We start from the raw sequence: 14,137 nt of genomic DNA, 5'->3' as shown, positions 1-14,137 counted from the left end.
TTGCGAAAACGTAGTATAAAGGATGCTGTCTATTTGGAATTTCATGATCGATTCGCCTGGTGTCGTACCTGTAGATTACCACGAAAACTCCATTCTGAACATGATGAATACGAGTTATATAGTTGTTGTCGTATTCATTATGCTCTCCCTTAAATTGTCAGTGGAAATCTTGTTCAATAGTAGAGAAGACAATCAAGAAGATTACTTCCCGACGGTCTTGTGTGTGTTTTATAATTCTAAAGGGTATTAAAAAAATGCCTTCTATTCGGTTGAAAAGGCACGGAAGTATAGTTCTGATCTGGACAAGTTTTTTCAGTGCCAAGCTGACGAATATTTCCGACATAAAGTCCGAGCAACGGAGCATGTCAATCAGCAGCTATTGAGCCTAGTTAATCGTATGAAGCATTTATGAATATGCATTTCGTGTATAAATATACATTTCGCTTTTTGCGGATTTTCTCATCAATTATGAAAAATAGGCATACCCAGCATCATTCAGGGAATGGCGTTCTCATGAATTTTGAAAATGTCCCTTGGTAAATCAGTGTTGTTATGCCTTCATTTCTCACTATTTATGATACCACACAAGTTATTATAATTCTGTCTGTTGTTGTTAAAAGATGGATATGTGTGTTGATCTTCCATACCAGGCGAAGCACCAGTTGGCAATGAATTTCATGTAACAAAATGAATAGAGGTGTCGTGCAGTGCTTAATAAGATTGTGAACATTTACCACCGTGAAGTGCCGGGCAATAAGAGCACTTTCCATCTTTTTTAACAAGAAACACTAGAGCAAGACTTGAGTCCTTTCCGACTTTTATTTTTCTTGTTAAATTTTCAAGGTCAAAAAAGCTAATGAAATCAAGCGAATTACTTTCCGAGTTTTTTACATATGGACATCGGGTCTTTGTATTGCTCCGTTCGAGTCTTTTCTGACTGGGTTAATATCGGCATCCACCGGTCAGGAGGAGCCTCTTTCGCAGTTACCAGAAAAGAACCTACCACAGCATAATGAAATCATGGACAAGATGAGTAATCTTTCCCAAGAACGGTTGCTCTTTATGTCAAAACGATTGAACGAGCTCAAATCTAAAAGATTGTAGCTGGCGAATGTCATGAATGTTGTAAGAGGGTAAGGTGGACAGGAGAAAGTCTCCAAGACTTCACCTGTCCTTTTGTAATCGAAGAGATCAGAATAGCAAACTCACGTTGGTAAGAGTGATTTTTTAGGAAACAAAAAAGTACGAGTTCAAACTACAAACTCAGAAAAATTATTTGGTGAGCGCTATAAGAAGAAACAATATAAGCTGACGAGCAACTTTTTTTCTGACCGATCGTTTTTAACGCTTTAACCCATTACTTCGCAAAATGCTCATTCGGCAATCTGATCTGGTGTCCGCTGCAATTGCTTGCCAAACGATAATACGAACTCAGGGGTTAGGCAATTTTTGCTGCGGCATGGCAGATGAAGACGGTTAAGCAGGACAAATACGGCAGTTGAAACAAAGAAAACACGGACCAATATGGTTCCGTGTTTTCTTTGTTTAGGTCTAATTTAATCAATTCATGGCAAAACTAATTCTAAGTAATTCAGGAACAGGGGGATTTTTTTTATGGTTCAACTTGTTGCACGTCGGATCAGGCCAACTCGAGGAAGAAATTATCGTAGTAAAATTAGTAGATCTAAAAGCCTTAGAATAATACACACGGAAAGCTTGCTAGAAAGGGATTATGTCCGATTAGCAAATTTCGATAATAAGGTATTAAAGATATCCTTTCAGCCAATAGGGATAAGATTTCATTATAAAGGCAGGAGAAGAAGATATTTTCCTGATTTCCTGATTGTGACTAAGGACGGGCAACACTTTTTAATTGAGGTTAAATTAACTAAATATGTGAATTCAAATCTGAATAAAGCTAAATTTGAAGCAGCACGACTTCTCTGTCTAGAAAAAAACTGGACTTTTCATGTTATAACCGAGGAACAAATTCGAATTGGTTATCTTCAAAGTAATTTGAAGTTGTTGCTTGAAGTAAAAGCGCATAAAACTACGCCAGCTGTAACTGAATTTATTAAGACGGTTCTAATATGTTATGGTCCTTTAACTATTGCGGAATTACTCAAGCAATGTGAAATTGTTGAAGCATCAATGATGATGCTAAATCTACATAAACTCATCTATGCTCATGAAGTTAAGGCTGAAGTAGTTAAAGAGCGTCTTTCACAAAAATCTTATGTATGGGTTGTATAGGAGATGAGAAGATGGCTAGAAACAAGTTTTCATCAGGAACGCTTTTTCTTATGGATGGCATGGAGTATGTCATTATTCGGAAAGAAAAACAAGATATTATTGTTGATTTAATACAATATAAGCAACGAAAAACTTACTCTATTTTTGAATTGGAAGTTGCATTTTATGAGGAACGTTTAACATTTAAAGATACTGGAGAACGTGCCAATCAAATAAAAATGGATCTTGAATTTTCAGAAGATGAGGAAACTGAGATCAATATGAAGCTTGAGGTTCTTCACCCTGTGATCAAAGGTTATTTTCATAAGATTAAATTGGATGATTATTTAAAAACACTAAAAGATGAGAAAAATATTGTTGTAAGCAAAGCAAGTTTCTATAATTGGAAGAAATTATGGGAGCAATATGGTGATGCGAGGTACCTGTTAAAAAGAAAGCCTGGCCCTAACAAGAGAAGAACATTAGGGGAGGTCATTGAATCCCTAGAAAGAATAATGGGGGAAAAACTATATACAGGTGAAGAGATTAGATACAGGGACATTCATCGGATGTATAAAGGTGGTATTAATGAAATTAATGAGACGAGAGATGAAGATGATAAAGCAATCATTAGATCAGTTCAAACAATTTGGCGTATTGTTAAAGAAAAGCGGGACTATTATCGGCAGCAAGCGGCAAGAGAAGGTGCTGTAGCAGCTAAGCTTGAAAGGGACGGCTCTAAGCCAATGGTTGAAAAACCAACCCGTCCTCTTGAACGTGTTGAATTGGATTGGACACCGATTGATCTATTTATGGTTGATCCAAAAACAATGGATAGAAAAAAAGCTTGGTTGGTTTACGCAATTGATGTGTTTTCAGGAAATCCATTAGGTTTCTATATAACATTCGAAGCACCGGATTCGTTCGCAATTAGACAATGTTTGCTTCATTGTTTTTTACCTAAGGTTTACCTAAAGAAGCTATACCCAGACGTAATCAATGAATGGACCGCGTATGGAATTCCCAAAGAACTTGTTATTGATAATGCTTCATCCAACAATTCATATAACATTGAAGATATTTGTGAGAATTTTGGGATAGATCTTTTATTCCCAGAGGTTTCAGCGGGGCATAAAAAAGGAACAGTGGAGCGAGGGCAAAAGACGTTTAATGATATTGTCCATACCTTAAAAGGTACAACATTTTCTAATATCTATAAGAGAAAAATGTATGACTCTAAAGGGAAAGCATGCATTACATTGCAAGCTTTTTACTATATTGCCCACATTATTTTTGTTGATTTAATCTCTCACAACTGGAGTCATAGCCGGATAGGTGGTACACCACACCAAATATGGGAAAGAGCATTTGCAGAAGATCCTAGTTTAATTAAGGAACTACCTTTTACAAAAAAAGAAATCAAATTAGCTCTTTGTGGTGGAAGCAAAAAGAGAAAAATTCAATCTGAAGGAGTTACACTCTCAGAAACATGGTTTTGGAGTGAAGAGTTGATGCAGCTTAAGAACAAAATGAAACAAGAAGGAGATGAAGATTTAGAAGTATTGGTTAGGTTTGATTTTGCTGATGTCAAAAAGGTATATGTTCAAAACCCATATGATTACAGTTATATTGAAGCTGAAATTGATCCGAATAGAATAAATGAGTATGAGAAGCATTATGATTTGGAGCCTTCACTTCCAATACCTTATCAGCAAATTAAAGCAATTTGTTTATCAGAAGGGCGAAAACGACGTAAATTTGATGATACTCATATAATTCAAGCAATTGATAATATCCAATCTGTTGTTAAGCAGCAAGATAAGGATAAACGTAGAGGCTACACGCAAACGCTTCAAGAGGAAGCGAGTATCATAGAGGGTCTTGCACTTGGAGCATATGATTATGCAATGCTTGGAGCACCAGAAGAACCAGAGACTTTTCACTATGTAGGACAACTTACAGAAGACGAATTGAAAGTGAAAAGAGGGAATAAAGCAAAAGTTACAAATGAACCAAAAGAAACAAAAAATGGACAGGAGTCTACGGTGGTAGGAACCCCAAAAGTAAATGTAGAACAAATGGAAATAGTGCACAATGATGCTCAGAGAAGGCAAGATAATGATGATGATTTGCCAACATATGAGACTTCAATGTTAGCATAGGAGGTGGAGAAATGGACGGAAATAAAGTGTATAAGCGCCTTAACGGAATGAGGATCGATGAGAAGGACCTTCAACAACGGTTACTTGATATTGAAAATAACGTTGTTCATCATAAGCGATTTACTGAACTCTACAATATGATACATGACTGCCATCATCTAAATGATGGTTTAGTCATCATGGGAGATACAGGTGCGGGAAAATCAACTTTGTTCAAAAAATATGAATCAGCATACCCAAGGGAAAAGAAAATGCGAATAAGGAATAACCATACAGAGAGATATGAATCTGTTCCTGTACTTAGAGTGGAATTAGATTCTAATTCATCTCCTTTAAACGTAGCGTCAAAAATGTTGGAGCGTTTGGGTGATCCATTTACAAATGGAACTGAAAAAGTATTAACCGCAAGGCTTAAAAAATTAATACCTGATTCTGATGTAAAAGTAATACTCATCGATGAAGTGCAGCATATTGTCGCATCAGATACTCAAAAAGTGATATATAAAGCAGCAGACTGGATAAAGCAATTTGCTAATGATGTTAAAATACCAATTGTTTTTGGTGGAATTAAGGAAAAAGCGAAGAAAATTTTTGCATCTAATGCACAACTGGATGAAAGATTCCCTAATAAACAAGAGTTTAATGTATTTCCGTATTCTACGTATGATGAACAAATAGAATTTCGTGGATACCTTAAAGGGATCGAGGCAAAGTTGCCATTTGCAGATCGAAGCAGTTCAAAAATTTCTGATCCATATCTTGCTGATAAGATTTATTATGCAAGTTTGGGTACGCCTAGGACAATTTATCACTTAATAAGGCATGCTTCATCAAAAGCATTGAGAGCTGGAAGTGACATGTTAGAAGAGAAGCATTTATATGAAGGTTTTGATTTGTTATCTTTTGAAACAAGGCCGAAAGTGATTAATCCTTTTGATGGGAAAGTGTTTAATCTAGATGTTGCATTGGAGAAAGAAAATATTAAAAAGTCATAATGGAATACATTTTGAATTGATACAGGTTTGGGAGATAAGTGGTTTCGAGTGTCAAATATAAAAAATCAATTGTTTATTTATGAGGATGAGTCGATTGAGGGTTACATGTTTAGATCAGCATGTAGTAACTATGTTACTTTAGATAAAATAAAAGAGCATGTTTCACTATACTTCAAAAAAGGAGTAGGTGATTTGAAAAGTGCTTTACTTCTTTTAAATGAAGAAAATGAATTCTTTTATAGTAGGAATTCAATCTATTATATTTACCATTGCGGTTTACTTCGATATCATATTTCCCAAAAACAGAAATATAGCAAATTTTGTCCAGCTTGCCTGTTGGAAAAATCATATCACCGTATTCATTGGATGATTGCTCCTATCATTGCCTGCAGAAAGCATAATTTATTATTGATAAATTACTGTGCAAGCTGCTTTCAGCTTACAACTTTCACGGATGTTACGATTAATAAGTGTAGTAAATGTAAAAGGGAACTTTCATTGTGTAAAAGCAAATGTATCAATGTAATGAATAGAGATTCCTCAATGCTTATGTTTGATAATATTCGCTACGAAAGTGAAGTTTGGAAAGGATTAGTTTTAACTGATTTTTATTTAGTTCTTAAGAGACTAAGATGGTTTCTAAACTATCATTCAAAAGGAGAAATTGGTTTTACTGATTTAACCTATGATGAAGGAAAAGATAATAAATTCTGGTTTATTGGTGATGAAAATTGTTTTCGCTGGAATATATTGCAAGCGTACGAGTTGGCTGATGACTGGCCCAATAATATTTTAAAGATATATTGTCCAAGTGATCTGGAAGTTCTTGCAGGTTACATAATGGGTTTTGGTAAAGTTAACCTTTTTTTTAGAGAGTTCATTAAACAGATCCAGCAGTAACTTTAAGTTTACTGTATAGAGATAGTGTATAGATGTAATTTTCAACTACCAGTTTGTAGTGAAAATAAGAATGAAAAGTAAAATGGCTACCGAAAATTTAGCGGTAGCCTCTTTTGTTCACCCTGTAGTACATAATCTTTTAGTTGCCGCGGCAGATAAAAGATTAGAGATTACTATTCTCCCGTCAGTAAATTACAGGTGTCAGTTTTTTGTGTTTTTAGTCTTTTATAAATGATTGAAATAAACCTTTAGCCGTGCACAGATTTTCCAATACTCTTTATAAAGATTAAAACTTCCTTATTGATTTTGGAAACAGGAGGAAATACCTAGTATTTGTCGAAAATTGAATGTTAAACATTGGGAGTAAAGGAAGAAAGGTAGTATTAGTTCCTAGTTTACGATAATGAGTTCAGATTATTACTCAAAGTATAAGTATGAAAGGAATTCAGGAATGAAAATTTCAAAAATACATATCCAAAATTTTAGAAATTTAAAAGATATAAACATCGAGTTGAATAGACTCACTATCTTTATAGGTGAAAATAATAGTGGCAAAAGTAACTTGCTTAAGGCGATTACATTACCTTTTTTCAATGATGAAATTGGCAGTATAAACAAAAATTTAGGATGGCATGACATCAATAATTCAACTAAAACGAAATATTTTGAGTTCATTATTGAAAATATAGATCAATTTAAGAATGGCACCGTAGACGTAAATGAATTTATTAAAGTTATACCATTTGTAAAAGTTGAAGTTAGTTTTACCCCTGAGGGAACTGATGAATACTATGTCCGAAAGTGGATAAACTCAATCAATCAAGAAGCACCACAATATACGATAAAATACCAATATGATATAGACAATCCTATAAAATTATTTGCACATGTATCAAAAATATTAAGTGAAAATGATTCAATAGATAAAATAAAGATGAATTTACTTCCTATTGAACTTTTCAAATACTCAATTTTAATTCCTTTGACTAATGAGCCTGTTACATTCAATGATTTAGCTAATTTTAGGTATAATGCTTTAGCTGCCGAGCGAGATGAATTTTCTAATAAAAATACTCAACTAGGCTCAAAAGCATTAGTAAACCTTCTACACAATAAACTTTCAGAGGTACAGAAAGTAGAAGTAGAGAAATCATATGAAACTTTTTTTGAAGAACTAAAAAAAATTAGTAATTTAGAAAATGTATTTAATTGGCAGGATTATTCGAAATTGGAGAATGCAAAGGAGTTTTTTGAAAAAATCAATTTACTTCCGAATATGCCGAGTATGAGTTCACTTTTAAATAATGTACGACTTGGTTTTGGAGAGGAATATTTAAATACACAAGGATTAGGATATAGAAATTTAATTTATCTATTGGTGATGATGAATTCACTAGAACTTAAGTCAGACATTGCGCTGAATATATTAACTATTGAAGAACCAGAGGCACATTTATGTAAAAGTAATGAGCATCTTCTTGCTAGTTTCATTAACTCCATTCTCAGTTCTACTAAACAATTACAATTATTTATTTCAACTCATAGTTCAGAGTTTTTAAATAAATTAGAATTGGAAAATGTAACGGTTGTTTCAGAGGGGAATGGCTTTTCTCTTAAATCCGAGCTCGATGAAGAACAACTGGGTTATTTGGCTAAAAAGCCTAATTTAGATTTTCTAAAATTTTTATTTTCTCGAAGATGTATACTAGTGGAAGGTACATCAGAGGAAATGTTAATAAAATCATATTTGAGTTCACAAGCTAATGTTTTAAATGATATCGAGGTTATTTCCTTACATAAAGGTTTTACAAAAATGTTAGATATTTGGTTGAAGGTAAATGAAAATTTATCCAACCGAATTGGAATTATAAGAGATTACGATAATGAGCCGAATGCTCAAAAAACACATGAAGCCTATAATAAGTATAGTAATATTTATGTAACTACAACAACTGAGTATACGCTAGAACCTGAGTTTGTAAGTACTTCAGATAATTTTGAAAAACTAAAAGAATATTTTATAAATAATCATGGATGGCCAGACTTCAAAACGGCAGAGGAACTCTCTGATAAGTGGAGAAATTCTAAAGCGAATACAATGCTTCAATTTTGTAAAGATTTTGGAAAGGGAGAATTGGCGAGTGTTGAATTGCCTCAGCACATTAGTAAAGTAATAAAATTCCTTCGGGATGGGGAGAAGGAATGAAAATTGTAGTAGCTGGTGCAGGCGCAGGTAAGACAACTTCAATGGCTCAAAAAGTATTAGATAGGCTAAAAGAGAGAAATAATGGAAAAGTAATTTATGTAATCACATACACAAATAGCGCTAGAAACCGGATTAGGGAGAAGATTACCGAATTGTATGGTAGTCTTCCTAGGAAGGTTTTTGTAGAAACATCTCATGCTTTCTTATTAAGGGAATTAATTTTCCCGTTTTATCATTTGCTTTACGGACAACAGTTTAACAAAGTATCACAAATTAAATTATCTGATAATCCAGGTTACAGAGCTATGAAAATAAAAGAACTGGTAGATAATAAAATAATCCATGTAGAAAAGATCACTGAAGCTGCTAAATGGGTCGTTTCTAGAAAAACAGGAGATCGAAGTGAGACGATTAAAAAACGCGAGAGAATTTTACAAATTATTTTGAAATATCTAGACTCTGTTTTTATAGATGAAGCACAGGACATAGACAATCATTTTGGAAAGATTATTGAAGTATTACATAGTAAAGGTATTAATACATATCTTGTAGGGGATCCGAAGCAAGATTTACGGGGGAGGAATGCATTAAATGAATTAGTTAATAAGTATCAAGAACATGTTGAATATAAGCCTGAAAATAATAGATGCCCAATTTCACATGTTAATTTAGCAAATACATATATTCCAATAATGCAGAGGCAGTTGCCTCAAAAAGCAGACTTTGGAACTTTAAGCTATGTTTATGAAAGTGAGATAGTAAAGGAAGAGATCCATGACTTTGTAAAAGAGTCTGATTGGGATTATGTATATATTTCAAAGAAAAATGACAGATTTATAACTCATGCAAATGATAGAAATGAAACTCTAAGTAATTTAACTTATGAAATACGGCAAATAGTAAAAAGAACTACTACTGTTGATACTGATATAGATAAATTGGTATTTATTTTAGTAAAGAATGTTTTGAAAGATTTAAATAAAGAAAGTAACAGTGCAATTTTTTCAAAACTGCAAAAATCATTATCAATTGAATTGACTCGTCAAGATATGGGGAAATTGGGGGAACAACTAAAAATAAATCGTGAAGCTCATTTAAACATAGGAATACTTGTGAACTCAATTGATAGCATTAAAGGATTAGAGGGGGGCAAATGTTTATTTATACTTACAACGGACTTAGCAGAATATCTGTTTCAGATAAAAAAAGATCAGAATAAAACCCTTAATTACTTATATGTAGCTCTGACAAGATCCAAGAAAGAATTAGTGTTTCTTATTACTCATGAAGTTGAGAATAAATATGGAAGAATTATTGTCGATGAGAAGCTTGAGGGGTTAAATATTAGAATGATGTCTTTTGATAAACCCAAAGAAGTACTAGCTTTAAGTTAAATCCTTTGTGGATTTTTCAGCATCGCCAGCTGCTGCGCAGTCTGAATGGTCTCACAACATATAAATAGAACCAAATAAGGAAGATAACGTTATATTAAAATATGCCATACAACGAATAATTACCAGCAATATTGTGGATTGTATATTGTTGTATATGCAATAATATTACGTCAATATTTTTTCCAACTAATTCTGGAACAAAACATAGTTTTTGCTTCGCCTAAGTTTAATTTCTAACAAATTACGGAACAACAAAAACGGAACGCCGCGGGTTTGCGGGCTCCGTTTTCTAATTAATTATGGAATACCACATTCTTCTTGTTGTGTGGTGTCATAATTACTGAGAAAGTTTTTCAGGTTATTGAGAAATATATTTCGTAATTAGTGATAAATGTATAATTATGCTTGGATATACACCGAATTGTGCCCTAATAATCAAAAGATTTAACGAATAACATGTAGGCATTACCTAGTCATACAACTTGGATGTCTTTATTAATCCACATATTGGTTACTAAATAGCAGCGATGAACGGTATCGCTGTTTTTGTTTTCTCTTGATATAAGGTAAGTGGTGGGGCGTGATAGGTTTGAATTGCTTTATAATAAACTTCTTGTATCCAACATTCTTAGATTATTACTTTAAAAAACTAGTTCTAAGGCACTGATTCTTGTTTTTCTTAATTAAACTTTGTAGGAATATGATACTATTTGTAGGAAAGTGTTGGGATTTTGAGGGAAAATTGTGGGGGGAAGTTATTTGAAATTAATAAGCCTTGAGATAGAAAATTTCCGGAATTTTGAAAGAGTAGAAGTGAATTTGACCAATCAAAATGTTATTTTTGGTATGAATGATGTAGGGAAAACCAATTTTATGTTTGCACTAAGATTTTTACTAGATAAAGAGATACGCAAAAATGGATTCAAGGCATCGGATTATTATAAAAATAACACAGATGAGACCATCAAGATAACATTAGGTGTAGACTTATCAGATAGAGCTAACAATGATGATTCTAAACATATTATCTCTAAAGTTGGCGGTGCTAGGTCAACTGATGATTTAGATAATTTCTATTTTCAAATTCAAGGTGAATACGATAAAAGTGAAGAGGTTGGGATACCTAAAATTTATTGGGGAAATAATTTGATGGATTTAATTGAAATTAGTCAGAATGGGATTTTTAGTAGTCTTGATAATCTATTTAAAATTGTATATGTCGATCCAACAATAGATCTAGAAAAAACTTTTTCGAAAAACCGTAATAGGCTATTTAATCAAACAAAACTTGACGAATCGGATATCGCTATTTCCAATGATATAAAAGAACTAGCTGCCAAATTAAACCTTAAGATTAGTAGTATGAATGTAATACAAAGTTTCCAGAAGACTATTACAGATGAATATAAGAAGTTAAAAAACGAGGATATAAATATTGAAATGAAGTCTGAATTATCAATTAACGGATATTTTGGAAATCTAATTCCTTATATTAAAAGAGATAATGATGATAATATTTATCCAACTTCCGGCGACGGAAGAAAAAAAATATTAGCATATTCGTTATTAAATCACTTAATACAACTGCAAGAAGGAAACAAGATTATTATTTATTTAATTGAGGAACCGGAAAATAGTTTACATAGATCAATGCAAATTGCCCTATCAAAGCAATTGTTTAGTTCAAAAGTTTATAATTATTTCTTCTTATCAACACATTCATCAGAATTACTTTACGAGATGGATAATGCCTCTCTAATAAGGGTGTATTCACAAAGTGGTACAACATGTGAATCTTATATTTATCGAGTAGATGATGAATATAAAAATGTTAAAAAGGAACTTAATCGTTCTCTATCAACAGCTTTATTTGCAGATAAAGTTTTGTTAGTAGAAGGTCCTTCAGAAAAAGTACTGTTTGAAAAAGTATTAGAGGAAGTAAATCCCACCTATGAGTTAGATGGCGGATTTTTATTAGACGTTAGTGGAATTAAATTTAAGCCGTATGTAAAAGTGTTGCAGGGATTGAATATTTCCGTAATAGTAAAAACGGACAACGATTTAAAATCCAAAAGAAATCAGCCTACAACATTTGATTTAATAGGTATTCAGAGATGTTTGAATCTTTTGAAATGTAATATAGAAAATGAAGTCTCCTTAGAAGCAGTTGAAATAGATTACTTCAAAGTAAATGATGAAGGGAAAAAAGCATTTAAAGAACGTGAAAAAGAGCGGATGATCAAAGAGAAAAAGCTGGAACTATTTCAACAGTATAAACCTCAAATTGAGTTATTAAATGAAAATGATATCTACTTATCAAAAATCGATTTAGAACATGACTTATATGAGGCTATTGGTGGAACAATGGAGACTGTCTTGGGCGCTGAATCAATAAAATACCTACAGGATCATAAACTGATTAATATGATCGAACTAACAAACCAATTATCAAAAGAAGATTGCTTAAATGTTATTAGGCATCCTTTGTTTAAAGCATTAAGAAAGTTGGTGATGGCAGATGATGAGATTGGAATTGGTTGACCAAGAAGCTAGGAATAACATTCTAGAAGACGATAAAAGTATTTTGGTTTCGGCAAGCGCTGGTTCTGGAAAAACTACAATAATGGTAAAGAAAATGGGCATTGAAATAAATAAAATAACGGATCATAGAACAATTGCAGCAATTACTTTTACTATTAGAGCAACTGAGGAAATTAAAAAGAAAGCTCAGCAGTCTATAAAAAAGCCATTTGTTGTTATGACAAATGACTCCTTTGTTGAAAATGAAATCACTAGACCCTTTATAAGAGACGCGTTTGGCCCAGAATGTTTAGGTGATTACTCTGTTGAATATGGAACTCAATATAAATTCACAACTGCTAATCAAGGATTGGAGCAACTCAAAAGAAAAAATATTCTTGGGACTTTTGAAGATAACAAACAGAACTTTAAATTTAAACTTGCGCTAGCAATAATAAAAAAATCAGTACCCGCGCAGGAATACCTCACATCAAAATATAGAACTATCTTTATTGATGAATATCAAGATTCGGATCAAGACATGCATCGATTTTTTATGTTTTTGAAAAATGAACTGAATTTAAAAATCTTTATCGTTGGTGATTCCAAACAGGCAATTTATATGTGGCGCGGGGCAATGAGTAACATTTTTGAATTGTTAGCGAAAGAGAAATTCAGTAGTTATGAATTGGTCACAAACTTTAGATGTCATAAAGATATTGAGAACTACGCAAATTTGTTTCATAATCCGCCATACTTTGAGAATCAAAATGATATAGTGAGTAATGTCATCTTAAAAGAATATCAAAATAGACATTTTACTCATTTCCCCATTTCATTTTCTCAATTAATTGATGACAATACTATTGATCTTAATAAAGAAATAACTATCATCTCAAATGTTAATAATGATGCAAAGAGAATAGCCGAATTCTTAAATAGCAACGGTTACGATTTTGTATTTATTCCGAGGACTCCTATTGATGAAGGGTTGCCAAATGGATTTCTTTTAAAAGAGCTTGCTATGTTCACTAAAAACGCAGCATACACAATTTATGACTTCTTGGAGAAAATAGGTAATGACGAAAGAACCCAGACAAAAGCTGAGGTTAATAGAATCATTAGTGGCTTAAAGAAATCAGAAAATTTAGTTGTCGGAAAAATAGTTGAAATAATAAGTAGTTTGGCAAGTTACTTGGGAGTTAAAATTGGTGCAGAGGAAATAACAAAGTTTTGCCAAAGTGTATGCGATCCACAATTTGAAATGGCTTTTCAAATGTTGGACAAAAAACATAAAGTAATGACGGTTTTTGCATCAAAAGGATTAGAGTTTGATCAGGTGATTAGTTTTGCTCGTTATTATGATATTCAAAATAATGAGAATATGCAAAATCATTATGTCTGTGTAACAAGAGCGAAAGAAAAATTCATCATGTTTATCGATAAGGTAGAGTATTACAACCATGTATTAAGTACAGCCAGTAAAAATGGACTTAATGATGCGGGGAAGTTATTTAGGTATATTGGGTAGTAAAGATAAATACCTCAAACTGACCATGAATATTCCATTATATTTATGCTTCATCCAGATCGAACAGCAGTTTGCTTACCTGGATTCATTAAAGGTAAGCTTTTTTTATTAGTAAGCGTATTGCAAATGAAAATTTTATAAATATGCGCTGTGGTATGCTTTTGTTGATAGCTTTATTTAAGATTGTGAATAAAAAT

General features: G+C 32.7%; 9 protein-coding genes. All 9 read left to right on the top strand.

From position 1 onward, the window contains the following. Window positions 1–22: 22 nt before the first annotated feature. Complete coding sequence (locus MJB10_RS18095) at window positions 23–250, top strand: hypothetical protein (protein WP_314796934.1); 228 nt, start codon at window positions 23–25, stop codon at window positions 248–250. A 1,364-nt stretch (window positions 251–1,614) separates the two neighbouring features. Next, window positions 1,615–2,253, top strand: a complete 639-nt coding sequence (locus tag MJB10_RS18090; protein ID WP_314796933.1) for a TnsA endonuclease N-terminal domain-containing protein — start codon at window positions 1,615–1,617, stop codon at window positions 2,251–2,253. A gap of 11 nt (window positions 2,254–2,264) precedes the next feature. After that, window positions 2,265–4,394, top strand: coding sequence for a Mu transposase C-terminal domain-containing protein (locus MJB10_RS18085; RefSeq protein ID WP_314796931.1), 2,130 nt, complete (start codon window positions 2,265–2,267; stop codon window positions 4,392–4,394). A gap of 11 nt (window positions 4,395–4,405) precedes the next feature. Then, complete coding sequence (locus MJB10_RS18080) at window positions 4,406–5,389, top strand: TniB family NTP-binding protein (protein WP_314796929.1); 984 nt, start codon at window positions 4,406–4,408, stop codon at window positions 5,387–5,389. Between the two features lie 48 nt (window positions 5,390–5,437). Then, a complete protein-coding gene (locus MJB10_RS18075; protein WP_314796927.1) occupies window positions 5,438–6,289 on the top strand; it encodes a TniQ family protein in 852 nt (283 codons plus the stop codon). A 451-nt stretch (window positions 6,290–6,740) separates the two neighbouring features. Beyond that, entirely contained in the window at window positions 6,741–8,495 is a 1,755-nt protein-coding gene (locus MJB10_RS18070; protein ID WP_314796925.1) for an AAA family ATPase, read from the top strand. Next, complete coding sequence (locus MJB10_RS18065; RefSeq protein ID WP_314796924.1) at window positions 8,492–9,889, top strand: UvrD-helicase domain-containing protein; 1,398 nt, start codon at window positions 8,492–8,494, stop codon at window positions 9,887–9,889. The genes MJB10_RS18070 and MJB10_RS18065 overlap by 4 nt, the downstream gene beginning before the upstream one ends. A gap of 759 nt (window positions 9,890–10,648) precedes the next feature. Further along, window positions 10,649–12,430 carry an ATP-dependent nuclease gene (locus MJB10_RS18060; protein WP_314796922.1) on the top strand — a complete coding sequence of 594 codons (1,782 nt, stop codon included), beginning with the start codon at window positions 10,649–10,651 and terminating at the stop codon, window positions 12,428–12,430. Further along, entirely contained in the window at window positions 12,411–13,940 is a 1,530-nt protein-coding gene (locus MJB10_RS18055) for a UvrD-helicase domain-containing protein (RefSeq protein ID WP_314796921.1), read from the top strand. The genes MJB10_RS18060 and MJB10_RS18055 overlap by 20 nt, the downstream gene beginning before the upstream one ends. Window positions 13,941–14,137: the final 197 nt, after the last annotated feature.

The organism is Paenibacillus sp. MBLB1832 (genome assembly GCF_032271945.1).
Classification (GTDB): Bacteria; Bacillota; Bacilli; order Paenibacillales; family NBRC-103111; genus Paenibacillus_E; species Paenibacillus_E roseopurpureus.
Note: the sequence above shows the minus strand (reverse complement) of the source record. Positions and strands in the feature narration are given on the sequence as shown.

What these genes read in the sequence shown, in the direction of transcription:
- MJB10_RS18095 (WP_314796934.1), top strand. Translation starts at nt 23, where the DNA reads ATGCTGTCTATTTGGAATTTCATGATCGATTCGCCTGGTGTCGTACCT.
- MJB10_RS18090 (WP_314796933.1), top strand. Translation starts at nt 1,615, where the DNA reads ATGGTTCAACTTGTTGCACGTCGGATCAGGCCAACTCGAGGAAGAAAT.
- MJB10_RS18085 (WP_314796931.1), top strand. Translation starts at nt 2,265, where the DNA reads ATGGCTAGAAACAAGTTTTCATCAGGAACGCTTTTTCTTATGGATGGC.
- MJB10_RS18080 (WP_314796929.1), top strand. Translation starts at nt 4,406, where the DNA reads ATGGACGGAAATAAAGTGTATAAGCGCCTTAACGGAATGAGGATCGAT.
- MJB10_RS18070 (WP_314796925.1), top strand. Translation starts at nt 6,741, where the DNA reads ATGAAAATTTCAAAAATACATATCCAAAATTTTAGAAATTTAAAAGAT.
- MJB10_RS18065 (WP_314796924.1), top strand. Translation starts at nt 8,492, where the DNA reads ATGAAAATTGTAGTAGCTGGTGCAGGCGCAGGTAAGACAACTTCAATG.
- MJB10_RS18055 (WP_314796921.1), top strand. Translation starts at nt 12,411, where the DNA reads ATGAGATTGGAATTGGTTGACCAAGAAGCTAGGAATAACATTCTAGAA.